General features: G+C 72.2%; 26 protein-coding genes and 1 pseudogene. 13 read left to right on the top strand and 14 right to left on the bottom strand.

Features of this window, described 5'->3' with window-relative positions; all coding sequences use genetic code 11:
* Positions 1-179: 179 nt before the first annotated feature.
* Together EZM51_RS05420 and EZM51_RS05415 are read left to right on the top strand one after the other, a co-directional pair.
* Positions 180-1,052: an MBL fold metallo-hydrolase gene (locus EZM51_RS05420; protein ID WP_136707210.1), complete on the top strand. Its 873-nt coding sequence runs from the start codon at positions 180-182 to the stop codon at positions 1,050-1,052.
* Positions 1,045-2,196: an epoxide hydrolase family protein gene (locus EZM51_RS05415; protein WP_136707209.1), complete on the top strand. Its 1,152-nt coding sequence runs from the start codon at positions 1,045-1,047 to the stop codon at positions 2,194-2,196. The genes EZM51_RS05420 and EZM51_RS05415 overlap by 8 nt, the downstream gene beginning before the upstream one ends.
* A 4-nt stretch (positions 2,197-2,200) precedes the next feature.
* Here the strand turns inward: EZM51_RS05415 and EZM51_RS05410 are convergent, their stop codons facing one another.
* Positions 2,201-3,616: a PLP-dependent aminotransferase family protein gene (locus tag EZM51_RS05410; protein WP_136707208.1), complete on the bottom strand. Its 1,416-nt coding sequence runs from the start codon at positions 3,614-3,616 to the stop codon at positions 2,201-2,203.
* Between the two features lie 46 nt (positions 3,617-3,662).
* On the opposite strand from EZM51_RS05410, the gene EZM51_RS05405 reads away from it, so the two are divergent.
* The 3 genes from EZM51_RS05405 (at position 3,663) to EZM51_RS05395 (ending at position 5,379) form a co-directional block, all read left to right on the top strand.
* Entirely contained in the window at positions 3,663-4,154 is a 492-nt protein-coding gene (locus EZM51_RS05405; RefSeq protein ID WP_136707207.1) for a carboxymuconolactone decarboxylase family protein, read from the top strand.
* Between the two features lie 75 nt (positions 4,155-4,229).
* Positions 4,230-4,853, top strand: coding sequence for an NAD(P)H-dependent oxidoreductase (locus EZM51_RS05400; RefSeq protein WP_136707206.1), 624 nt, complete (start codon positions 4,230-4,232; stop codon positions 4,851-4,853).
* A gap of 55 nt (positions 4,854-4,908) precedes the next feature.
* The gene (locus tag EZM51_RS05395) at positions 4,909-5,379 is read left to right on the top strand and encodes a VOC family protein (RefSeq protein ID WP_136707205.1); all 471 of its coding nucleotides are present in this window, start codon (positions 4,909-4,911) and stop codon (positions 5,377-5,379) included.
* Positions 5,380-5,402: 23 nt separating this feature from the next.
* On the opposite strand, the gene EZM51_RS05390 is transcribed toward EZM51_RS05395, so the two are convergent.
* A complete protein-coding gene (locus EZM51_RS05390) occupies positions 5,403-5,810 on the bottom strand; it encodes a YchJ family metal-binding protein (RefSeq protein WP_136707310.1) in 408 nt (135 codons plus the stop codon).
* Between the two features lie 149 nt (positions 5,811-5,959).
* Between EZM51_RS05390 and EZM51_RS20790 the strand changes: the two genes are divergently transcribed.
* Positions 5,960-6,844: a hypothetical protein gene (locus EZM51_RS20790; protein WP_211195817.1), complete on the top strand. Its 885-nt coding sequence runs from the start codon at positions 5,960-5,962 to the stop codon at positions 6,842-6,844.
* 333 nt (positions 6,845-7,177) lie between these two features.
* Here EZM51_RS20790 and EZM51_RS05380 read toward each other — a convergent pair whose 3' ends face one another.
* The 10 genes from EZM51_RS05380 to idi form a co-directional block, all read right to left on the bottom strand.
* Positions 7,178-7,861: an NAD(P)H-hydrate epimerase gene (locus EZM51_RS05380; RefSeq protein WP_248305473.1), complete on the bottom strand. Its 684-nt coding sequence runs from the start codon at positions 7,859-7,861 to the stop codon at positions 7,178-7,180.
* Positions 7,862-7,864: 3 nt separating this feature from the next.
* Complete coding sequence (locus tag EZM51_RS05375) at positions 7,865-8,158, bottom strand: GNAT family N-acetyltransferase (protein WP_136707204.1); 294 nt, start codon at positions 8,156-8,158, stop codon at positions 7,865-7,867.
* Between the two features lie 62 nt (positions 8,159-8,220).
* Complete coding sequence (locus EZM51_RS05370) at positions 8,221-8,592, bottom strand: RNA-binding S4 domain-containing protein (RefSeq protein ID WP_136707203.1); 372 nt, start codon at positions 8,590-8,592, stop codon at positions 8,221-8,223.
* A gap of 9 nt (positions 8,593-8,601) precedes the next feature.
* A complete protein-coding gene (locus EZM51_RS05365; protein WP_136707202.1) occupies positions 8,602-9,507 on the bottom strand; it encodes a prenyltransferase in 906 nt (301 codons plus the stop codon).
* A complete protein-coding gene (locus EZM51_RS05360) occupies positions 9,497-9,829 on the bottom strand; it encodes a lycopene cyclase domain-containing protein (RefSeq protein ID WP_136707201.1) in 333 nt (110 codons plus the stop codon). Before EZM51_RS05360 ends, EZM51_RS05365 begins: the two co-directional genes overlap by 11 nt.
* On the bottom strand, positions 9,826-10,152 hold the full coding sequence (locus EZM51_RS05355; protein WP_136707200.1) for a lycopene cyclase domain-containing protein: 327 nt from the start codon (positions 10,150-10,152) through the stop codon (positions 9,826-9,828). The genes EZM51_RS05360 and EZM51_RS05355 overlap by 4 nt, the downstream gene beginning before the upstream one ends.
* Positions 10,149-11,750 carry a phytoene desaturase family protein gene (crtI, locus tag EZM51_RS20480; RefSeq protein ID WP_169053801.1) on the bottom strand — a complete coding sequence of 534 codons (1,602 nt, stop codon included), beginning with the start codon at positions 11,748-11,750 and terminating at the stop codon, positions 10,149-10,151. The genes EZM51_RS05355 and crtI overlap by 4 nt, the downstream gene beginning before the upstream one ends.
* 5 nt (positions 11,751-11,755) lie before the next feature.
* Positions 11,756-12,646, bottom strand: a complete 891-nt coding sequence (locus tag EZM51_RS20475) for a squalene/phytoene synthase family protein (RefSeq protein WP_169053797.1) — start codon at positions 12,644-12,646, stop codon at positions 11,756-11,758.
* Positions 12,643-13,689: a polyprenyl synthetase family protein gene (locus tag EZM51_RS05345; RefSeq protein ID WP_136707199.1), complete on the bottom strand. Its 1,047-nt coding sequence runs from the start codon at positions 13,687-13,689 to the stop codon at positions 12,643-12,645. Before EZM51_RS05345 ends, EZM51_RS20475 begins: the two co-directional genes overlap by 4 nt.
* Positions 13,682-14,224: an isopentenyl-diphosphate Delta-isomerase gene (idi, locus tag EZM51_RS05340; RefSeq protein ID WP_211195816.1), complete on the bottom strand. Its 543-nt coding sequence runs from the start codon at positions 14,222-14,224 to the stop codon at positions 13,682-13,684. Before idi ends, EZM51_RS05345 begins: the two co-directional genes overlap by 8 nt.
* A 62-nt stretch (positions 14,225-14,286) precedes the next feature.
* Between idi and EZM51_RS05335 the strand changes: the two genes are divergently transcribed.
* Positions 14,287-14,805, top strand: a complete 519-nt coding sequence (locus tag EZM51_RS05335) for a MarR family transcriptional regulator (RefSeq protein ID WP_136707198.1) — start codon at positions 14,287-14,289, stop codon at positions 14,803-14,805.
* Between the two features lie 25 nt (positions 14,806-14,830).
* Positions 14,831-15,277, top strand: a pseudogene (locus EZM51_RS05330) (NUDIX domain-containing protein); the annotation flags it as partial.
* Here the strand turns inward: EZM51_RS05330 and EZM51_RS05325 are convergent.
* Entirely contained in the window at positions 15,264-16,091 is an 828-nt protein-coding gene (locus tag EZM51_RS05325) for a DUF1295 domain-containing protein (protein WP_136707196.1), read from the bottom strand. The pseudogene EZM51_RS05330 and the gene EZM51_RS05325 sit on opposite strands and share 14 nt — an antisense overlap.
* A 32-nt stretch (positions 16,092-16,123) precedes the next feature.
* On the opposite strand from EZM51_RS05325, the gene EZM51_RS05320 reads away from it, so the two are divergent.
* The 4 genes from EZM51_RS05320 to EZM51_RS05305 all read left to right on the top strand — a co-directional run bounded on the left by EZM51_RS05320 (position 16,124) and on the right by EZM51_RS05305 (position 18,619).
* Positions 16,124-16,747, top strand: coding sequence for a CDP-alcohol phosphatidyltransferase family protein (locus EZM51_RS05320; RefSeq protein WP_136707195.1), 624 nt, complete (start codon positions 16,124-16,126; stop codon positions 16,745-16,747).
* Between the two features lie 86 nt (positions 16,748-16,833).
* Entirely contained in the window at positions 16,834-17,262 is a 429-nt protein-coding gene (locus EZM51_RS05315; RefSeq protein ID WP_136707307.1) for an FHA domain-containing protein, read from the top strand.
* Positions 17,262-17,954, top strand: a complete 693-nt coding sequence (locus EZM51_RS05310; protein WP_136707194.1) for a MerR family transcriptional regulator — start codon at positions 17,262-17,264, stop codon at positions 17,952-17,954. Before EZM51_RS05315 ends, EZM51_RS05310 begins: the two co-directional genes overlap by 1 nt.
* A 110-nt stretch (positions 17,955-18,064) precedes the next feature.
* A complete protein-coding gene (locus EZM51_RS05305; RefSeq protein WP_136707193.1) occupies positions 18,065-18,619 on the top strand; it encodes a MerR family transcriptional regulator in 555 nt (184 codons plus the stop codon).
* 34 nt (positions 18,620-18,653) lie between these two features.
* On the opposite strand, the gene EZM51_RS05300 is transcribed toward EZM51_RS05305, so the two are convergent.
* Positions 18,654-19,487 (bottom strand): ParA family protein, encoded by an 834-nt coding sequence (locus tag EZM51_RS05300; RefSeq protein WP_136707192.1) that lies wholly within the window; start codon positions 19,485-19,487, stop codon positions 18,654-18,656.
* A gap of 75 nt (positions 19,488-19,562) precedes the next feature.
* Between EZM51_RS05300 and EZM51_RS05295 the strand changes: the two genes are divergently transcribed.
* Positions 19,563-22,967: a pyruvate carboxylase gene (locus tag EZM51_RS05295; protein ID WP_136707191.1), complete on the top strand. Its 3,405-nt coding sequence runs from the start codon at positions 19,563-19,565 to the stop codon at positions 22,965-22,967.
* Positions 22,968-22,979 lie beyond the last annotated feature (12 nt).

The raw sequence follows: 22,979 nt of genomic DNA, 5'->3' as shown, positions 1-22,979 counted from the left end.
GCCGTCGATCGCCTCGAGGGTGCGCTGTGCGCGCGCCGTGAGCAGGTGGGGCGCGTCGCCGCGCCGGGTCGCCGGGTTGCCGTCGAGCGGGGTCACGCAGACCACGCTACGGGCGGAACCTCTGGATCCGCTTTGACGTGCCGGGATTTCGCTGCCGGCTGATCGCTAAGCTCGGGTCCATGGCCCCCGCCACCTGGACCGAGGTCGCGCCCCGCATCCACCAGCGGCGCGGCGGCGCGTTCGACCTGTCGACGGTCGTCGTCGAGGGCGTCGCGGGCCTCCTCGTCGTCGACACGGGTGCCGACCCCGCCGAGGCAGAGGAGCTCGACGCCGACATCGGGTGGCGATTCGACGGCGACGTGCGGTGGGTGGTGAACACGCACGCCCACTTCGATCACACGTTCGGCAACCAGGTGTTCGGCCCGGGATCGGCGACGGATGCAGCGATCTACGGCCATGCGGGTATCGCCCGTCATTTCGAGCGCTACGAGGGCCCGCGGCTCGCGGCCTGGCGAGCCGACCCGTCGCGCGAGCCCGAACGACGCTGGAACGACGTGCGACTCACGCCCCCGACGCATCCCGTCGACCGGATGACGCGGCTCGACCTCGGCGGACTCGTCGTCGAGCTTCGACCGCAGCCCCGCGCGCACACCGACACCGACCTCGTGGTCTTCGTTCCGGCCCGTCGCGTCTGGATCGTGGGGGACCTCGTCGAGGAGTCGGGCCCGCCCATGTACGGCTCGGGGAGCTTCCCGCTCGACTGGCCCGGCGTGCTCGACGCGCTGGTCGCCGAGCTGCGGCCGGGCGACCGCGTGATCCCCGGGCACGGGCGGGTCTTGGATCGGGACTTCGTCGCGCGGCAGGCCGCAGCCCTCCGCACGATCGCCCAGCGATTCGCGGCCGCGCACGACGAGGGCCTGGGCGCGGCGGAGGCGCTCGCCGCGCACGACGACTGGCCCGTGCCAGTCGAGGGCCTCGTCAGCGCCGTCGAGCGGGCGTACGCGGCCCTCGACGGGCTGCCGCTCGACGAGGGGAGCATCGACGATGCGTGATGCACCGACGACATCCGGATTCACCATCGCCGTTCCCCACGAGGAACTGGCCGACCTGCGCGTCCGGCTCGCTCGCACACGCTTCACGGCCCCGAGCACCACCGAGTCGTGGGGAGCCGGCGTAGACCCCGACGACCTCGCGGGCCTCGTCGACGAGTGGGGCGGCGCGTTCGACTGGCGGGCTGTCGAGGCCCGCTTGAACCGCCTCGACCATCGGATCGCCGACGTCGATGGCACTCGGCTCCACTTCGTGCGTCAGAACGCCGGACCCGCGCACGGGCGCACCCTGCTGCTCCTGCTCATGCACGGCTGGCCGTCCAGCTTCCTCGAGATGCTGCCGCTCGCCGAAGCGCTTGCGGTCGAGGGGGAGGCGCGCGGCATCCGCTTCGAGCTCGTCATGCCGTCGCTGCCGGGGTTCGCGTTCTCGGGGCTGCCGCGCGGGCCGCTCACGCGTGAGGCGATGGCCGACCTCATGCACGCGCTCATGACCGGACACCTCGGCTTCGACCGGTACGCGGCCTTCGGCGGCGACATCGGCGGCACGGTCGCGGCGTGGCTCGCGGCCAAGTTCCCCGACGCTGTGCTCGGGTTGTACCTGATCCATCCACCGTTCCCGGCCGTGTTCGACGAGCCGTTGAGCGACGCGGAGCGACGACTGCTCGACGAGGAGGCCGCGTTCGACGAAGGCGACCAGGGCTACAGCGCCATCATGGGCACGAGACCCGACACCATCGCGGCGGCCCTCATCGACTCGCCCGCAGGGCTCCTGGCGTGGATCATCGACAAGCTCCGCGATTGGAGCGATTCCGACGGGGAGCTCGCCCGCCGATTCGACCGCGAGACACTGCTCACGCTGGCAACCCTCTACTGGGTCACGGGCTCGATCGGCACGTCATTCCGCCAGTACTTCGACTATCCCGCGAATCCGCCCCGTCCACGCATCAGAGTGCCCGCGGGTTTCACGCTGAGCGCGGAGCCCGTGATCCGAGACGTGCCGAGGAGCATCGCGGAGCGGTCGTGCGCCGACGTGCGGGCGTGGCATCCGGCGACCAGGGGCGGCCACTTCATGGCGCACGAGGAGCCAGTCATGCTCGCGGGCCACCTCGGTGCCTTCTTCGAGGAGCTCGTCGGCGACGCCCCGTGAACCCTCAGCCGTCGCGGCACTCGATGACCGAGCGCACCGCCCGGATCGCGAGCTCGAGCGCCTCGCCGAATCGATGCGCCGGGGGAGCGCCGTAGCCGACGACCATCGCGGGCGGATGCCGCCACTGGCCGCCGACCAGTCGGAACGAGCGGAGTCCGTGGAAGCGGAGCCCGAGGCGGGCCGCCGCCTCGCTCACCCGCTCCTCGTTCGTGCCGGGCGGAAGCTCGAGGAGGCAGTGCAGGCCCGCGCTGAGGCCCGTCACGCGACATCCGGGCAGTTCGTCGGCGACGCGGGACTCGAGGGCCAGCCGACGTGCCCGGTACTCGGCGCGGAGCCGGCGCACGTTGCGGTCGAGCTCGTGCGACGCGATGAACGCGTGCAGGGCGAGCTGGTTGAGCACGTCGACCGCGGCGCCGCTCCGCCGACGCTCGACGACGACGGCGGGCAGGAGCGGGTCGGGCACGACCGCCCAGGCGATTCCGACGGCGGGCGCGACGCTCTTCGATGCGGTGCCCGCATAGAGCACCCGGTCGGGCGCGAGCGATTGCAGGGCGCCGATCGCGCGGCGATCGTAGCGGAACTCGCCGTCGTAGTCGTCTTCGATGATGAGCCCGCCGGTCCGTTCGGCCCACCGCACCGCCGCGACGCGTCGGGCGGACGCGAGCGGCACCCCCGTCGGGAACTGGTGCGCGGCCGTGAGGAGGATCGCCCCGACGTCGTCGCCGACGTGCTCGACATCGGCGCCGTCGTCGTCGACGGGGATCGGCACGGGCGTGAGCCCCGCCGCCCGGATGATCTCGCGGTGCACTTCGTGCCCGACCTCCTCGACGGCGATGCGGCGGACACCGGCGGCCGCGAGCGCCCGGCAGGCCAGGCCGAGCAGTTCGCCGAACCCGTGCCCCACCACGATGTGGTCGGCGGACGCCACGACCCCGCGCGTGCGCCCGAGGTACTCGGCGAGGCTCGCGCGCAGCGCCGGCGCACCGACGGCGGGGGCGTAGCCGAGTTCGGCGGCGGTCGCGTCGAGCGCGGCGCGCCGCGCCGCCGCCGCCCACGCTCGCCGCGGGAAGCCGGAGGCGTCGGGGATGCCGCCGCGCAGATCAAGGAGCCCCGACGTCGGGCGCGCGGCCGGCCGGTGCGCGGGCGCCGCCAGGCCGGCGTGTTCGCTGACCCAGGTGCCCGCTCCGACCCGCGCCTCGAACCAGCCCTCGGCAGTGAGCTGCGCGTACACGTCGGCGACGCTGTTGCGTGCGATGCCGAGGTCGGATGCAAGGGTGCGCGTCGACGGCAGCCGGGTCCCGGCGGCGAGCCGTCGGTCCCGCACGGCGGTCCGAAGCGCGTGCTCGAGGGAGGCGGCCTTGCGTCCGCGGTCGAGCTCGAGGTGCAGGTCGAGGCCGGGAATGGCCCATGATCCACTCATGTGAATGGACTGTAGCACTGGGCCGATCGGCCGATACCGTAGCCGCATGACCATCACCGACTCCCTCGTCGACATCCCCGTCCGCCTCGATTTCGACCAGCTCGTGCCCCAGTTCTCGCGAGCGGTCGCCTCGCTCGACCAGGCCGCGACCGCTGAACTCGACCGGGCCGGCGTCGATCCCGCGCTCCGCGAGCTGGTGCGCCTCCGCGCCTCGCAGTTGAACGGATGCGCCTACTGCGTCGACATGCACTCGAAGGACGGCCGCTCGGCGGGCGTCACCGACCAGAAGCTGCACGCCGTCGCGATCTGGCAGGACTCCGCGCTCTTCACCGCCGCCGAGCGCGCGGCGCTCGAGTTCACCGAGCAGGTGACGCGCCTGTCCGAGACCCATGTGCCGGATGCGGTCGTCGATCGGGCTCGTGCAGAACTCGGCGAGGAGCGTCTCGCGGCGATCCTCACGCTCGTGATCGCCATCAACGTGTGGAACGCGATCGGCGTCACGACCCGATGCTGGAGCGTGCACCGCGACGCCGTCTGAGTCAAGCCCGTGCGTCGGGGCGCCCCGCTCGATAGGAACGAGTGGGGCGCCCCGGTCGCCCCGGGAGGAATCGACATGCACACCATCGACCAGACCGTACTGCTGCTCAACTGCACGCTCAAGCGTTCCCCCGAGGAGTCCAGCTGCCAGCTGATGGCCGAGCAGCTCCGCGAGGCGTTCGCCGCATCGGGCGTCGACGGCGAGATCGTGCGCGTCGTCGACCTCGACATCGCGCCGGGCGTGGAGTCCGACATGGGCGACGGCGACGAGTGGCCGTCGTTGCGCGCACGCGTCCTCGACGCGGACATCCTCGTGATCTGCACGCCGACCTGGCTGGGTCACATGTCGAGCGTCGCCCAGCGGGTGCTGGAGCGGCTCGACGCCGAGCTGTCGGTCACCGACGACGAGGGCCGGCCGATCCTCTTCGGCCACGTCGCGACGACCGCGGTGCTCGGCAACGAGGACGGCGCGCACAAGATCACCGCCGACCTGCACCAGGCGCTGAACGACGTCGGGTTCACGGTGCCCGCACAGGGCGGCACGTATTGGAACGGCGAGGCGATGATGACGACCGACTACAAGGATCTCCCCGAGACCCCGGAAGCGGTCCGGCACGCGAATGGCACCCTCGTCGCGAACGCGGTGCACCTGGCGCGGGTGCTGCGGGAGCATCCGTACCCGGCGGGTCCGACCGCCTGAGCGGGCGACTTTCCGTGGCCGTCGCCGACGACTGAAAGACTGAAAGGATGGCGTCATGACGGATGCCGCAACACCCCCGGTCCTGCAACTGCGTGTCGTCGTCGAGGCGACCGATTACGACGCGGCCGTCGCGTTCTTCCGCGACACGCTCGGCCTGCCCGAGTACCTCGCGTTCGCGGAGGGACACGATGAACGCGTCGTCATCCTCGACGCCGGGCGCGCCACGCTCGAGATCGCGAATCCCGCGCACAAGCGCGCGATCGACCGCATCGAGGCGAACGGCGCCGAGAGCCCGCACATCCGCCTCGCGTTCGAGGTCACCGACACCGAGGGCGTCACGCGACGGCTCGAGGCGGCGGGCGGCCGGGTCGTCGCCGAGCCCGTCGTGACGCCGTGGCAGTCGCTCAACTCCCGGCTCGACGCGCCCGCCGGTCTGCAGGTCACGTTGTTCCAGGAGTTGCTCGAGGGCGGCGAGCGTGCGGTGCTCGACGGCTTCTCGACCGACGCCGACCGCTCGGCCGACTGACGCGGCCGCGGCACGGGCCGGACTCAGGCGGCGGCGACGTAGCGCCAGCGGCCGCCTTCGCGCACGAACGTGCTCACCTCGTGAAGCTCGCCGCGCTCGCCGTCACGTCGGTACAGGGCGCGGAACTCGACCACGCCGTCGCGGTCGAGGGGCCCGCCGCGCTCCCGACGCACGATATCGAGGCGAATCCACCGCATGGCGGGATCCAGCCGGAGCTCCGCCGGTCTGGTCGACGGATGCCACGTGGCGAGCAGGTATCCGGTGTCGCCGACCACGAACGCCGAGTACCGCGAGCGCATGAGCTGTTCGGCGGTCGGGGCATCCGCGCCGGTGAGGAAGCGGCCGCAGCACTCGCCGAACTGCTCGCCGCTGAGGCATGGGCAACGGTCCGTGGGCTGGGGTCGAACGATCTCGTCGGTGGGCGGCGCCATGCTCCAAGTATCGCGGTCGACGAGATCCGCGGTCATGATCTGCACAGGAGAAATTGAGGATCCTTGCAGAGAGTCGGGGCAGGGTTGCCGGGTGCGCCTCGGCTCGGAAGGCGCGCGACCCCCCGACCCCCGACCGAGCGCACTTCTCTATGCGAAACACGAACCGAATCACGCACGCCCCCGAACACGACAACCCGAACACCTCACCCACGGATTCCCTCGCGATTCCACCCGCCGCGTCGTCCCGGCGCGACATCCGCCGCCGACGCACCGGCCGCCGTCGGCTCATGATCGCCGGCGCGATCGCCGCTGCCGGCCTCGTCGTCGGCACCGGTTTCTCGGTGCAGGGCGCCGCCGAGACCCAGGCCCGCATCGAGGCCACGCAGGCGCTCAACTACGCCGGTGCGATGCATGCCGATCAGGCGGGCGCGTACGGCGCGATCGCCGCAGCGCGCATCCTCGACGACGCCGAGGACACCATCACGGTCGCGAACGCGACGCTGGCCGCCGCGGAGGGCAAGGTCGACGCCTCGAGCCTCGCCGCGTCGGTCGCCTCGCTCAGCGAGTACCGCAGCATCCCCGTCGACGAGGTCGCCGATCTCGCCAGGGCGACGCGCGCGGAGGCCGAGAAGACCGCCGCCGCCGCGGCAGCCTGGGACAAGGCCCAGGCCGAGGCCGCCGCCGCTGCCGCTGCGGCGGCAGCGGCCGAGCAGGCCGCGGTGAACACGCCCGACGGCGCGCGAGCCTTCGCCGCGGATCTCGCCGCGTCGCAGTACGGCTGGGGCGCCGAGCAGTTCCAGTGCCTCGACAGCCTCTGGCAGAAGGAGTCCGGCTGGTCGTACACCGCCTACAACGCGTCGAGCGGCGCGACCGGGATCCCGCAGGCGCTGCCGGGCAGCAAGATGGCCACGGCCGGCGCCGACTGGCAGACCAACGCCCGGACCCAGATCGCGTGGGGCCTCGGCTACATCGCGGCCGCGTACGGCACGCCGTGCAGCGCGTGGTCGCACTCCCAGGCGGTCAACTGGTACTGATCCGCTGACGGAACGCGGGCCGGAGGTCGTCGACCTCCGGCCCGCGTTCGCGTCCGGGGATGTCCCGTGGCGCACGCCGCCGGCCGGGGCGCCCCGGCCGCCCCCGCGCCCAGGCGCCACGCGCACCGGCGCACCGGCGCCGGTGCTTCGCCCGCCGAGAGTGCACTTGCGGCCCTTGCGGGGGCGGCGACGGCACGCTCGGCATGGGCGGCCGCAGGCTCGCACTCGTCGGCGGTCCCGCCCGACGCGGGGTGCCTCCCCGCCGAGGGCGCACTTGCGGCCCTTCCGGGGGCGGCGACTGCACGCTCGGCGTCGGCGGCCCGGCCCAGCGGCTCAGTCGGTGACGACGAGCGGAGTCATGGCCGCGAGCTCGTCGCCGAGCCCGAGGTCGACGAGCTCCACGCGGCCGGCGTGGTCGGCGCCGGGACGGCGCAGCAGTCCGGCCTTCACGGCTCCGAACGTCACGGTCAGGGCGGCGTGCAGCACGGTGGGGTCGGGCACGGTGCCGTCGTCGGGATGGATGCCGCTCGGCAGGTCGACCGCGACCACCGCCGTGCCGCGCCGCTCCACGATCGGGATCGCCAGGCCCACGAGCTCGCGAGCCGCGCCGCGCAGTGCCGGCGACCCGCTCGTGCCCGTGCCGAGGATGCCGTCGACGAGCACGGCCGCCGCCGCGAACGCCGCCACCGCGGCATCCGTGTCGCCCGGCTCGACGAAGCGGACCCCCGCTTCGGCTGCGGCCTCGCGCCCTCCGGGGTGCATCCGCTCGGATGTGGCGACGCCGACGACATCGACGCCGTCCTCGGCGAGTTCCGCGCCCGCGAACAGCGCGTCGCCCCCGTTGTCGCCGGATCCGACGAGGAGCACGACGGGGCCGTGCGGTGCGTCGGCGTCGTCCAGGACCCGACGGATCGCCGCCGCCAGCGCCGCGGCGGCCCGTCGCATGAGCGGCTCGCCGCGGGCGAGGTGCGGCGCCTCCGCTGCGCGGACCTGCGCCGCCGAGTATCCCGCGACCACGGCTCAGACCGTCCGGGGATCGAGGAGGTCGGCGCGCTCGGGGTGGCGGCCGAACCACTCGCCGACGTACCAGCAGCTCGGCACGATGTGGCGGCCGCCGGTCGCCGCCACGTCGTCGACGGCGAACTCGACCAGTTCGCCCGCCAGTCCGCCGCCCCGGTAGGGGGGATTGGTGAACGCCCGCGTGAACGCGACCGAATCGCCGAGCACGCGATAGTCGAGGACACTCGCGATGTCGCCGTCGACGCGGAGCACGTAGCGTCGGGCATCGGGTTCGTGGGTGAGTTCCTTCTGCACCCTGTCAGGCTACGCCGAGTCCTGGAGGGACTCTGTGGGGTTGCACACAGAGCGTCCGGTCGTCAGCGCCCGCGCAGCCGTTCGAGATCGCGTCGCTCGCGCTTCGTCGGCCGGCCCGCGCCGCGATCCCGCACCGGCACGACCGGCACCGACTCGCGCGGCGGCGGCGCAGGCGTGCGATCCTCGAGCGCCGTCGCGGCGAGGGCCGCCGACACGCGCTTCACGAGGGTTCGGCGCACCACCAGCATCCGGTCGAAGCCGTCGACGCGCACGCGCACCTCGTCGCCCGGACGCACGAGCTGCGCCGCCTTGGCGCGCTCGCCGTTCACGCGCACGTGACCCGCTCGGCAGGCGGCCGTCGCGGCCGAGCGCGTCTTGAACCGGCGCACCGCCCACAGCCACGCGTCGACGCGAACCGGCGAGTCGGAGGACATGCACCAAGCCTACGACCGCACCAGCGCCCACCAGATGAGCAGCATGGTGACGAGGAATCCGACCGCGTAGTTCAGGGCGATGAAGCGACGCCAGCCCCGATTCGCCGTTCCCGACGCGGCATCGGCGACCGACCGGTACGGCCAGGCCGTGACGAGGTACGGCACCACGAGCGCCGCCGCGAGCGGTCCGGGCCATTCGGTCGCGAACATCAGGAGGCCCGCGGCCACCCACAGCCCGAGGGCGAGACGCACCGTCGCCCGGGCGCCCAGCGCCGTGGCGATCGACGCGATGCCGCCCTCCCGGTCGGGCACCACGTCCTGAACGGCGCCGAAGGCTTGGCTGGCCATGCCCCAGCAGAAGAACGCGGCGAGCAGGGCGACGAGCGCCGGCGTCGGCTCGGCGCCGGCGACGGCGAGCCCGTACACCGCGGGGCTCACGAAGTGCGTGCTCGAGGTCATCGAGTCGAGCCCGGGACGCTCCTTGAAGCGAAGCCCGGGCACCGAGTACGCGAACACGGCGAAGAGGCTGATCGCCAAGACCACCCAGGACCACGGATGCCCCGTGCCGCCGAGCCACAGCATGGCGACGATGAGCGGGGTCGCCGTGACGATGCCCGACCAGACGACGGCCCGGTGCAGGCCGGGCTCGAGCAACGCGCCCTCCGCGCCGCCCTTGCGCGGGTTCCGCAGGTCGGACTCGTAGTCGAACACGTCGTTCACGCCGTACATGAGCAGGTTGTACGGGATCAGGAAGAACAGCGTGCCGACGACGAAGAGCGCATCGACGGCGCCGGTGGTGAGCACGTACGCCGCGGCGAACGGGAACGCCGTGTTGATCCAACTGACCGGCCGCGACGACAGCAGTACCTGCGTGATCGAGTGCACGGCTCCGCGGGTCACGGACTCAGTCTTCATCATCGCCGCCTCGCCGCGCACGCCGTCGCGCGATCGTCCACACCGCGGGCACGAGGAGCACGGCGACGATCGGGTAGGCGAAGTCCTCGATCGGCGCGAGGCCCACGGTCGGTCCGAGCCGGGTGCCGTCGGCGTAGCCGAAGAGGCCCGCGCCGATCATCACCGTGTCGAAGACGGCCGTGAGGAGAAGGAGCGCGATCCCGGCGATCGCGGTCGCCCACCAGCGCCGGCGACGAGCGGGCGGTGGCAGCGAACGGGATGCGACGACGGCGACGATCACGCCGGCGGCGAGGAACGGCAGCGAGATGAGGGCGTACGTCATGCGCGTTCCCTCGCCCGCAGGACGCGCTCCGCGCCGAGCACGGACACGAGCGCGAGATAGCAGAGGAACACGAGGAAGACCGGTTCCTCGATGGGCAGCTCCGGCGCGATGACGAGACCGGTCGCCCAGGCGGAGTCGCCGCGGAAGAACACGCCGAAGCCGATGCCCACGACGTCCCAGGCGAGCAGCAGCGCGGTGCCGGCGCCGACCGCGAGTGCCGCCGCGCCCGGTGCCCGCCAGAACGCCAGGCGCCAGCGGGCGTCGATGAGCGCCATCGCGCCGAGCGAGACGAGGAGCGCGGCGAGGTAGGCGAACCCCGTCATCCCGCGTTCCGGTCGAGCTGGGTGGGCCGCGCCGCGGCGGCCGGTTCGGGCAGCGGGCCGCTGGAGCGGTCGCCGCGCACGCGTTTCAGCACGTTCTCGGCGCTGATGAGGCACATCGGCAGGCCGATGCCGGGCACGCTGGAACCCCCCGCGTACAGGAGGCCGCGCACGCGGCGGGAGCGGTTCGAGCCCCGCAGGAACGCGCTCTGCCGCAGGGTGTGGCCGGGCCCGAGCGCGCCGCCGCGCCAGGAGTTGAGGTCCTCGGCGAAGTCGGCCGGTCCCACGGTGCGGCGAACCACGATGCGCGAGGCGAGGACGGGCGCGCCGGCGGCCTCGGCGATGCGCGCGATCGCACGGTCGGCGGCCTCCTCGACGAGCCGGTCGCCATCCCCGTCCTCGCCGCCGCGGCCGATCGAGGTGTCGGCCGGGACGGGCACCAGGATGAAGAGGTTCGTGTCGCCGGGCGGTGCGACGGTGGCGTCGCTCGCGCTGGGCTTGCACACGTAGAACGACGCCGGGTCGGGCACGCGCGGGTCGGCGCCGAAGATCTGCTCGAAGTTCTCGGTCCAGTCCTCGGTGAAGAACAGCGTGTGATGGGCGAGGGCCGGGACCTCGCCGCGCACGCCGAGCATCGCGAGCACCGCCCCGGGTCCCGACGTCCGCCGCTCCCACCACGACTCGGGGTAGGTGCGGGCCGCCGGCGGCAGCAGCTCGGTCTCGGTGTGGTGCAGGTCGGCGGCGGACACCACGCGGTGCGCCGTCACGCGGTGCTCCCGGCCGGCCGCATCGCGGTAGCGCACGCCGGTCACCGACGGCGACGGCTCGTCGGTCAGGTCGATGGCCTCGACGCGCGCGTTCACGACCAGATCGACCCCTGCGGCCTCGGCGAGGTCGGCGATGCGCGAGATGAGCTCGCCGAAACCGCCCTGCGGGTACTGCACCCCCTGCTCGAGGTCCATGTGGCTCATGAGGTGGTACATGGCGGGCGTCGTCGAGGGCGAGGAGCCGAGGAACACGGCCGGGTAGCCGAGCACCTGCCGGAGCCGGCGGTCCCGCACGGAGCGGGCCGCGAACCGGTCGAGGGGTGTCGCGAGCAGCCGGGCGAGCCGGCCGGCGCTGCCGAGCACCTCGGGGGAGAGGAACGACCGCAGGTCGTCGAAGTTCGTGTACAGGAATCGGCGCCGGGCGACGTCGTAGGTGGATGCCGCGGAGTCGAGGTATCGCTCGAGCGCTGCGCCCGCCCCGGGCTCGATCGACTCGAAGAGCGCGACGTTCTCGGCGCGCGAGGCGCGGAGATCGATGGGTCGGTCGTAGCCGTCGGCGTAGACGCGGTAGCCGGGGTCCAGCGTCGTGAGTTCGAGCTCGGCGGCGGCGCTCGTGCCGAACAGGCGGAAGAAGTGATCGAACACCTCGGGCATGAGGTACCACGACGGGCCGGTGTCGAAGCGGAACCCGCGGCGTTCCCAGGTGCCGGCGCGTCCGCCGAGCGTCGGCAGCGCCTCGAGCAGGGTGACGCGATGGCCATCCCGCGCGAGCAGCGCCGCCGACGCCAGCCCGGCGATCCCCCCGCCGATGACGACGATCCGTTCCCCCGTCATCGTCGTCATCGGCTCATCCCGCCGGCCGTGATCGCGGATCGGACCGCGATCACGAGCTTCTCCCCGTCGGGCACCCGGATGCGGGTCGCGATGAGCCGTTCCGCCGGCGTCGCGCGGCACCGCGCCGCGAGCTTCGCGAACAACCCGTGCGCCGCGGCGACGGCCGTGCGGGCGCGGCGCGGGAGTTCCCGGATGCTGCGCCCGGCGATCTCGAGATCGCGGTCGATGTCGTCGAGGATGCGCGCCTTGTCGGCCTCGGTGAACCCGTCGGGGTCGATCCAGGGGAAGTAGTTGCGCCCGAGCTCGTGCCGGTCCACGGCGAGGTCGCGGAGGAAGTTGATCTTCTGGAACGCGGCGCCGAGGTGCACGGCGCCGCGCTCGAGGCGCTCGCGCCGCGCGGCATCCGCCGGCTCGTCCATGAGGAACACCGCGAGGCACATGAGGCCGACGACCTCGGCCGATCCGTGGATGTACGGTCCGATCTCGTCGACCCGCATGGGCGCGGGATCGAGGTCGCGACGCATGGAGGCGAAGAACGGTCGCGTGAGCCGCTCGTCGATGCCGGCGTCGCGCGCGGTCGTCGCGAACGCGTGCACCACGAGATTGGCGGAGTAGCCGCGCCGCAGCGCCGTCTCGGTCTCGGTCTCGAGGTCGTCGAGCACCGCGCGCAGCTCGTCGTCGCCGAGGCCCGCCGCGCGCGCGGTGCCGTCGACGATCTCGTCGGCGACGCGCACGAGGGCGTAGATCGAGCGGATGCGTCGTCGGGATGCCGGGTCGAGGAGCCGCGCCGCGGCGCCGAACGAGGTGGAGTACCGCCCGATCACGACGGCCGAGCTCGCCTCGGCGGCCTCGTCGTACCGGCCGAGCGCATCGGCGGCGGCCGCCCGGGGCCTCATCGGGCACGCTCCGCGGCGCGCTGCGCGAGCTCACCGAGCTCCGCGCTGAGGGCCTGGGGCAGGTCGGCCGCGTCGAGCTCGAGCCGCGCGAGCGTGACGTGCTCGTCGGCGAGCCGCCGAGCCGCGTCGAGGGCGCCGCATTCGCGCAGCGCGACGCGCATCAGGTGGGCGGCACCGTCGTCGAGGTCGGGGTCCCCGAGCCGCGCCGAGATCGCCGGCCACGCATCGGTCGTCGCGGCGTGCGCCGTGAGCGCGGTCTGCTTGCCCTCGCGGAGGTCGGACGCGGCGGACTTGCCCGTGACCGACGGATCGCCGAACACGCCGAGGATGTCGTCGGCGATCTGGAACGCCACGCCGACGAGCCGACCGAAGCGCCCGAGCGCGTCGACCGCGGCCTTCTCGGCCCCCGCCAGCACGGCGCCGGCGGCCAGCGGGCTTTCGAACGAGTACACTGCCGTCTTCTGCTCGAGCGTGGCGAGCACGCGATCGACACCCGGCGGCTCGGGGATGCCCGCGTGCACGACGTCGGCGAGCTCGCCCGCGGCCGAGACGAACACGGCACGGTCGAGGATGTCGAGCAGCGCGGCCCGGCGGGCGGCGTCGACGGGCAGCGTCGCGATCTCGCGATGCGCGCGGCTGAGGGCGAGGTCGCCCGCCAGCACCGCCGCGGTCTCGCCCCAGGTCGCGCTCGCGCGGTCGCCGGCGCCGTGCGCGCGGGCGCGCACGGCGAACCTGGCCGCGATGTTCGGCGCGCCCCGCCGGATCGTGTCGCGGTCGATGACGTCGTCGTGGATGAGGAACGCGGTGTGCAGCAGCTCGAACGAGATCGCGACGCGCGTGACGAGTTCCCGGTCGGTGCCGCCGAGGCCGAAGTACGCGGTGTTCACGAGCTGCGGTCGGATGCGCTTGCCGCCGGCGCTCTGCTGCTCGAGCGATTCCCAGAGCGCCGCGTAGTGCGCGCCGAACTCGCCGGCGCGCACGCGGGCGTCGGCGAAGAACGCGCGGAGCCCGTCGTCGATGGCGGCGTCGAGCACGTCAGCCACGGAACAGCTCCAGCTGCCGGGCCTGCAGGACGAGCCACGGGCTGAACGCCCACGGCGCGGCGTCGACGGCCCGCCCGAGCTCGGCCGGGTCGACCCAGCGGTACTCGGCGACCTCGCGCGGGTTGGGGTCGAGTTCGCTCACCGTGGTGGCGAGGTACACGGGGCAGACCTCGTTCTCGACCGTGCCGTCGGCGTCGGTGGCGCGGTAGCGGAAGAGGGGCAGCGCGAGCTCCACGTGGTCGAGTTCGATGCCGAGCTCGAACTCGGCGCGCCGGCGGACGGCCGCCACGAGCGATTCGGCCGGCCTCGGGTGTCCGCAGAACGAGTTCGTCCACACGCCGGGCCACGCCTGCTTGGTGAGCGCGCGACGGGTCACGAGCAGCTCGCCGAGGGCGTTGACGACGTGACAGGAGAACGCGAGGTGCAGGGCCGTGTCCGGTCCGTGCGCGGCGCTCTTCGGTGCCCGGCCGATCGGGTTCCCCGCTTCGTCGAGGAGCACGACCTCGTCTTCGATGGCCTCGATGGTCTGTGTCATCGCCCCCTCCAAATGACTGAATTCGCTAACTGAGTTAGTGACTTGACGATAGCATCGTGGTTATGCCCGAGGGAACAACCGAAAGTTCGACGAGCGACGGGTACTGGTACGACCGGGCCGATCCCTCCACGCTCGACGTCCTCGAGGCGGTCCGGCGCCACCGCGAGGCGGAGGCGCTCATGCGTCGGCGCATGCGCGACGACATGGACATGGGCGACACCGACGTCGCGGCGCTCCGCTGGATCATCCGCCAGGAGCGCGCCGGGCGCGACGCGACGAGCGCGGCCCTCGCACGCGAACTCGGCATCACGACGGCCGCCGTCACCAAGCTCGTCGGGCGGCTCGTGGCATCCGGCCACCTCGAGCGCTCGCAGCATCCGTCCGATCGTCGCGTCATGCTGCTGAGCACCCGGCCCGGGGCCCACGAGCGACTCCGGCGCACCCTCGGCCCGATGCACGAGCGGATGCTCCAGCTCGCCGTGTCCCTCACTCCCGACGAGCGGGCGATCGTCGTCGACTTCCTCGATCGGCTCGCCGGCATCGTCGAGGGCGGCGACCGTGCCGGCACCGGCCCGGCGTGAGTCCCGCGTGCGTCATGCTGGAGTGATGAGCGGAGCGAGCGGGGACGCCTGGGTCGAAGGGCCCGACGGCACGCGGTACTGGGGCAGGTTCGGCGCCGCCGGCCTGCTCGTCGTCAGTCCCGCCTCGGAGGTGCTGCTGCAGCACCGCGCCGCCTGGAGCCATTTCGGCGGAACCTGGGGCATGCCCGGTGGCGCCCGGCACGAGCACGAGGATGCCGTGCAGGCCGCCGTGCGCGAGGCCGCGGAGGAGGCGGGCGTTCCGGCGCGCCTGCTCGCGGTGCGGTTCACGTCGGTGCTCGACCTCGGCTACTGGTCGTACACGACGGTCGTCGCGGATGCCGTCGAGCGGTTCGCACCCGTCGTGAGCGACCCCGAGAGCATCGAGCTGCGCTGGGTCGGCTTCGACGCCGTCGACGAGCTGCCGCTGCATCCGAGGTTCGCGGAGGCGTGGCCGGTGCTCAGGTCGAGGCTCTGACCGGCCGTCGATCCGTTCGGGGGAACCACGGCACGACGGCCGACGTGCGAGCTCGGTACGCGTCGTAGCCGGGGTACTTCGCGCGCGAGATCGACTCCGTCAGGGCCGTCGATCCGACGAACAGGAGCGAGAGCAGCACGGCGCCCGCGATGGTCCAGTGCAGCCACACCCCGGTGGCGGCGACGGCGAACCCGTAGAACACCCACCACTGCGCCTGTTCGAAGAAGAAGTTCGGATGCCTCGAGTACCGGAACAGGCCCGTCTGCAGGAATCCCGGCTCGGGGGAGCGGCCCGCCGCCGCCTCCGCGGCCTTCCGACGGTGGAACGCCCACTGCTGCTGGTCGGCCACGGTCTCGCCCGCCAGGAAGGCCGCGAAGAGCGTCGCGAGCACGAGGTCCCACGCGCCGAGCGGTTCGCCCGCCGCCTCGAACGCGGTGAGCGCCGGGAGCGAGAACAACAGGATGAGCGCGTTCTGGTAGATCGAGATGAAGAGCAGGTTGAACGCCTGGAACGCCGGCGGCGACATCCGGCCGCGCACGACCGCCCAGCGGTAGTCCTCGCCGCCCGGCCGATAGCCGCCCTTGCGTGCGTAGTTGAAGGTGAGCCGGATGCCCCAGGCCGTCACCAGCACCGCCATCAGCACGAGACGGGGGTCGAACGCGCTCGCCGCCGCGAACACCCACACGTACGCGATCGGCGCGACCGACCAGATGCGGTCGACCCACGAGTACTCCCGCGTCAGGATCGAGGCGAGCCAGGTCGCCGCCGTGATCGCGCCGCAGATGATGAGACACACGACGAGGGGAGCCATGGCGGCATTCTATGGGTCGATAGGATCGCATCGTGGCTGGGGAGAGCACGGGGGCGGTGGGTTCGCGGATCTGGACGATCCCGAACGTCCTCAGCATGCTGCGGCTCGCCCTCGTGCCCGTGTTCCTCGTCCTCATCGTGGTGGGCGGCTACGTCGCGGCGCTCGTCGTGCTCGTGGTCGCGAGCCTCACCGACCTCCTCGACGGCTTCCTCGCGCGGCGGCTCGGTCAGGTCACCCGCCTCGGGCAGTTGCTCGACCCGGCCGCCGACCGCCTCTACATCTTCGCGGCGCTCGTCGGACTCGCCGCGAACGGACTCGTGCCCTGGTGGATCGTCGTGGTGATCGTCGCCCGCGACGTCTTCCTGCTCGTGCTCGCGGTCGTGCTCGCCAACCACGGCTACGGCCCGCTGCCCGTGCACCAGCTCGGCAAGGTCGCGACGTTCGCCCTGTTCTTCGGCGTGCCGGTCATCATGCTCGGCCTCGCATTCCCGTCGACGCAGCCGGTGAGCGAGCCGGTCGGCTGGGCCATCACCCTGTGGGGTGCGTTCCTGTACTGGTGGGCGGGCATCATCTACGCGATCGAGACGGCCCGCGTCAGCCGGTTGCCGCGTGTGGCGGACGACTCCCGATCCGATACGCTTGAGGAAGGAGGTTAGTCGTGGCGGAAACCGACATCACTCAGCCCGGTGGCGATGCCGAGGGCGAGCCCCAGACGACACCGGCGAGAGCCGGTGGCGACGGTATGGGCGACACCACCATCGGGTTCAGTCGCGAGGCTGCCGCCCAGTTGGCGGCACTCGACAGCGACATCTCCGCCGAGGAGCAGGAGGCGATCAACGCGCTGCCCTCGGGGTCGGCGCTGCTCATCGTCCGCAGGGGTCCCAATTCGGGTGCGCGGTTCCTCCTCGACACCGACGTGACGACGGTCGGACGTCACCCCGACGCCGACATCTTCCTCGACGACGTCACGGTCTCCCGCCGCCACGCGGAGTTCCTCCGCCATCGCACGGCGTTCGAGGTGAAGGACCTCTCCTCCCTGAACGGCACGTACTTCGACGGCGTGCGCATCGACACGGCGCTGCTCAGCGACGGCGCCGAGGTGCAGATCGGCAAGTACCGGCTCACCTTCTACGCCTCCCGACGCGACCTGGCGCCACTGGCGACCGGATAGTGCCCGGCACCGCCGTCTCCTCCCACGCGAGCGGCCAGGCCCAACTGCTCGGGATCGGCCAGGTGCTCGCGCTCCTCCAGCCCGAGTTCCCCGAGCTCACCCCGTCGAAGCTGCGCTTCCTCGAGGAACAGCGCCTCGTATCGCCGGCCCGCACGGCCGCCGGGTACCGCAAGTTCTCGCAGGCCGACGTCGACCGCATCACGGTCGTGCTCTCGATGCAACGCGACCACTACCTCCCGCTCAAGGTCATCCGCGCGCACCTCGAAGCGATCGACGCGGGGGAGACGCCCGCGCTGCCCGGCGCGACCGACGCGGCGACGTTCCTCGCCGGGGCGCGCCGGTTCCGCCGCGACGAGCTCATCGAGGCGGCCGGTGCGACCAGAGCGCTCCTCGACGATGCCGTGTCGGCGTCGCTCCTCCCCGCCGCCGAGACCTACGGCGAGGACGCGGTGGGCGTGCTGCGCTCGCTCGTGGCCCTTCGCGGCGTCGGCATCGAACCGCGCCACCTCCGCGGCCTCCGCGCGGCGGCCGAGCGCGAGGCGGCGCTCGTCGAGCGTGCGATCGCGCCGTCGAGGCGTTCGGATGCCGCCGACAAGGCCCGTGCGGCCGAGCGCGCACTCGAGCTCGCCGGGCATCTCGAGGCCGTGCACGCGAGCGTCGTGCGGTCGGCCGTCGCGCGCCTCGCACGATGATCCGCGACACGCCGTGACGTTCGGCCCGATGTGTTTGGCGCAACCCCGCCCCGTGGGTAGCGTGGGATTCGCGCCGTCTGGGTGCAGGCGTGAGAGTGAGGGGCGATCGAATGAGTGAGCTCGACCGGACTGAACGGGCTCGTTACGACCTCGAACTGCTCTTCACCGACGGCATGCCCGAGCACGACGACGGCACCGGCTACCGCGGCGCGGTCGCGGCGCGCGCGGCCGGCATCAGCTACCGCCAGCTCGACTACTGGGCTCGCACGCAGCTCGTCGAACCCACCGTCCGCGGAGCGGCCGGGTCGGGTTCGCAGCGGCTCTACGGGTTCCGCGACATCCTCGTGCTGAAGCTCGTCAAGCGCCTGCTCGACACCGGCATCTCGCTGCAGCAGATCCGCACGGCGGTCATGCAGCTCCGCGAGGCCGGCATCGAGGATCTCGCCCAGACGACGCTCATGAGCGACGGGGCCAGCGTCTACCTGTGCACGTCCGACGACGAGGTCATCGACCTCGTGAATCGTGGCCAGGGCGTGTTCGGCATCGCGGTCGGAAAGGTGCTCCGCGAGGTGGAGTCCACCCTCGTCGAACTCGACACCGAACCCGCCCACGCCATGGACGAGCTGGCCGCCCGCCGCGGCGCGCGGTCGCGCAAGATCTCCTGACCCGGCCGCCCTCGGGGAGCGGCCGATTGTGACGTCAGATGACGGGCGACTCGAGCTCGAACGGGGTGGCCGCGTACTCGCCGATTCGGGCGGTGCGCAGCACGCGGTCGAGCAGTTGGTCGAAGTGCCGTGACATCTCCTCGGCGCTCTCGCCGGGCCACATGTGCAACGGCTTCGCGGCGCCCTGCGCCTGCTGCAGCGAGGTGCGCTCGGGCAGCTGGGGGCTCAGCACGAGCGGCCCGAACATGTCGCGCAGCTCCTTGATGCGGAACTGGTGCTCGAGCGACTGCACGCGCGCCCGGTTCACGATGATGCCGAGCGGCTGAAGGCGGGGGGAGAGGCCACGGCGGATCTCCTCGATCGCCCGCAGCGCGCGGTCGGCGGCCGCGACGGAGAACAGGCCCGGCTCGGTCACCACGGCGACGCGGTCGCTCGCGGCCCATGCGGTGCGCGTGAGGGCGTTGAGCGAGGGGGCGCAGTCGATGAGCACGAGCTCGTAGTCGGCCTCGACGTTGGCGAGCGCCTCCTCGAGCTTCCAGATGTCGCGGATCGACGGATGGGGACCGTCGAAGTTGATCGCCGACGGGCTGCCGATCATGACGTCGATGGTCGACTGCGGGTTCGATCGCGCCCAGCCACTGGGCGCGATCGCCGATCGGACGATCTTCTCCTTCGGCGAGGCGAGGACGTCGGCCACGTTGAGATGGCCGGACATCTGGATGTCCATGCCGGTCGAGACATCGGACTGGGGGTCGAGGTCGACGACGAGGGTCCGGACGCCGCGCGCGAAGGCCGCCGACGCCAACCCGAGCGTCACGGTCGTCTTGCCGACACCGCCCTTGAGGGAGCTGACGCTGAGTACGTGCACGAACAGATACGTTACCTTTACTACTCGGGCGATACCTAAATGTTCGCTGTGCGGAAACCCGTCTGAAAGGCCTGCATGTTCACGAAGATCCTGGTAGCCAATCGCGGGGAGATCGCCATTCGGGCGTTTCGCGCGGCCGTCGAACTCGGTGCGAAGACCGTCGCCGTGTACCCGGTCGAGGACCGCAACTCGTTGCACCGCCTGAAGGCGGACGAGGCCTACCAGATCGGTGAGCCGGGGCATCCCGTGCGTGCCTACCTCGACGTGTCCGAGATCATCCGGGTCGCGAAGGAGTCGGGCGCCGACGCCATCTATCCGGGGTACGGGTTCCTGTCCGAGAACCCCGAGCTGGCGCAGGCCGCCGCCGAGGCGGGGATCACGTTCATCGGGCCGTCGAAGGGCGTGCTCGAGATGGCCGGCAACAAGGTCACCGCCAAGGAGCACGCGATCGCCGCGGGCGTGCCCGTGCTGAAGTCGACGCCGCCGTCGCGCGACGTCGAGGCGCTCGTGGCGCAGGCCGACGAGATCGGCTTCCCGCTGTTCGCGAAGGCGGTCGCCGGCGGTGGCGGTCGCGGCATGCGTCGGGTGAACTCCGGGGACGAGCTGCGCTCGGCGCTCGAGGAGGCGATGCGCGAGGCCGACAGTGCGTTCGGCGACCCGACGATGTTCCTCGAGCAGGCGGTGCTGCGTCCGCGGCACATCGAGGTGCAGGTGCTCGCGGATGCCTCGGGCGAGACGGTGCACCTGTTCGAGCGCGACTGCTCGGTGCAGCGTCGTCACCAGAAGGTGATCGAGATCGCGCCCGCCCCGAACCTGTCCGACGACGTCCGTGAGCGGCTCTACCGGGACGCGGTCGCGTTCGCGCGCTCGATCGGCTACGTCAATGCCGGCACCGTGGAGTTCCTGCTCGACACGGCGGGCGAGCGTGCCGGCCAGCACGTGTTCATCGAGATGAACCCGCGCATCCAGGTCGAGCACACCGTGACCGAGGAGGTCACCGACGTCGACCTCGTGCAATCGCAGATCCGCATCGCGGCGGGGGAGTCGCTCGCCGATCTCGGACTCCTGCAGGATTCCATCCGGCTTCGCGGCGCGGCGCTCCAGTGCCGCATCACGACCGAGGACCCGACGGCCGGTTTCCGCCCTGACACGGGAAAGATCACGACGTACCGTTCGCCGGGCGGTGCGGGCATCCGCCTCGACGGCGGCACGATCAATCCCGGCGCGCAGATCAGCCCCCACTTCGACTCCATGCTGGCCAAGCTCACCTGCCGTGGCCGCGACTACCCGGCGGCCGTGGCGCGGGCGCGGCGGGCCCTGGCCGAGTTCCGCATCCGCGGCGTCTCGACGAACATCCCGTTCCTGCAGGCCGTGCTCGACGACCAGGCGTTCATCGCGGGCGACCTCAGTACCTCGTTCATCGACGAGCGCCCGAGCCTGGTGCGCGGTCGCGTGTCGAAGGACCGCGGCACGAAGATCCTGAACTGGCTCGCGGATGTCACGGTCAACCAGCCGAACGGACCGGCGCCCACGACCGTGAACCCGGTCGAGAAGCTGCCGCCGATCGATCTCGGCGCCCCGGCGCCCGAGGGAGCACGGCAGCGGCTGCTCGAGCTCGGTCCGGCAGGGTTCGCGGCCGCGCTCCGGGCGCAGACCCCGCTGGCCGTCACCGAGACGACGTTCCGCGACGCGCACCAGTCGCTGCTCGCCACCCGGGTGCGCACTCGCGACCTCGTGGCCGTGGCGCCTTACGTCGCCCGGACGACGCCCGAGCTGCTCTCGGTCGAGGCGTGGGGCGGGGCGACCTACGACGTGGCGCTGCGGTTCCTCGGCGAGGACCCCTGGGAGCGGCTCGCGGCGCTCCGCGAGGTGCTGCCGAACATCAACATCCAGATGCTGCTCCGCGGGCGCAACACGGTCGGCTACACGCCGTACCCGACCGAGGTCACCGACGCGTTCGTGCGCGAGGCCGCCGCGACCGGCGTCGACATCTTCCGGATCTTCGACGCCCTGAACGACGTCTCGCAGATGCGTCCCGCGATCGACTCGGTGCTCGCCACCGGTCACACGGTCGCCGAAGTGGCGGTCTGCTACACGGGCGACCTGCTCGACCCTGCCGAGAACCTGTACACCCTCGACTACTACCTGCGCCTCGCCGACCAGATCGTCGAGGCGGGCGCGCACATCATCGCGATCAAGGACATGGCCGGGCTCCTCCGCCCGGCCGCGGCCGAGAAGCTCGTCGGCGCGCTGCGCGAACGGTTCGACCTGCCCGTGCACCTGCACACCCACGACACCGCGGGCGGCCAGCTCGCGACCCTCCTCGCGGCCAGCCGCGCCGGCGTCGACGCGGTCGACGTGGCGAGCGCGCCGATGGCGGGCACGACGAGCCAGCCCTCGGCGTCGTCGCTCGTCGCGGCGCTCGCGCACACCGAGCGCGACACCGGCATCTCGCTGCAGGCGGTCGCCGACCTCGAGCCGTACTGGGAGGCGGTGCGCCGCATCTACAAGCCGTTCGAGTCCGGCCTGCCCGGCCCCACCGGTCGGGTATACCACCACGAGATCCCGGGCGGACAGCTGTCGAACCTGCGCCAGCAGGCGATCGCGCTCGGCCTCGCCGACGACTTCGAGCTCATCGAGGACATGTACGCCGCGGCGAACGACATCCTCGGCCGTGTGCCGAAGGTGACCCCCTCGTCGAAGGTGGTCGGCGACCTGGCGCTGCACCTGGCCGCGGTGAAGGCCGACCCCGCCGACTTCGCGGCGAACCCCGACAAGTACGACGTCCCCGACTCCGTCATCGGATTCATGGCCGGCGAGCTGGGCGACCTGCCCGGCGGCTGGCCCGAGCCGTTCCGCTCCAAGGTGCTGGCCGGCAAGGACGTCCGGATCGGCGTCACCGAGCTCGAGCCCGAGCAGCGCGACGCGCTCGAGGCCGACAGCGTCACCCGGCGCGCCACCCTCAACGCGCTGCTGTTCCCGGCGCCGACGCGGCAGTTCGAGCAGATCCGCGAGCTGTTCGGCGACCTCTCCGCCGTCGACACCTGCGACTACCTGTACGGGCTCCGGCAGGGCTCCGAGCACGTCGTCGAGATCGACAAGGGCGTCCGCCTGTACGCCGGCCTCGAGGCCATCGGCGAGGCGGACGACAAGGGCATGCGCACCGTCATGACGATCCTCAACGGCCAGCTGCGGCCCGTGTTCGTGCGCGACCGCAGCATCGTCGTCGAGACCCGCGCCGCCGAGAAGGCGGATGCCTCGCAGCCCGGCCAGATCGCCGCGCCGTTCTCGGGCGTGGTCACCCTGCAGGTCGAGGCCGGCGCCGAGGTGACCGCCGGACAGGCCGTCGCGTCCATCGAGGCGATGAAGATGGAAGCGGCGATCACCTCTCCGATCGCCGGCGTCGTGGAGCGCGTCGCGATCCCCAAGACGCAGCAGGTCGAGGCGGGCGACCTGCTCGTGGTGGTGCGCCCACGCTAGGCTGTCCCTGTG

Origin of the sequence: Agromyces sp. H66 (genome assembly GCF_004959775.1) — a bacterium.
Lineage (GTDB): Bacteria > Actinomycetota > Actinomycetes > Actinomycetales > Microbacteriaceae > Agromyces.
Note: the sequence above shows the minus strand (reverse complement) of the source record. Positions and strands in the feature narration are given on the sequence as shown.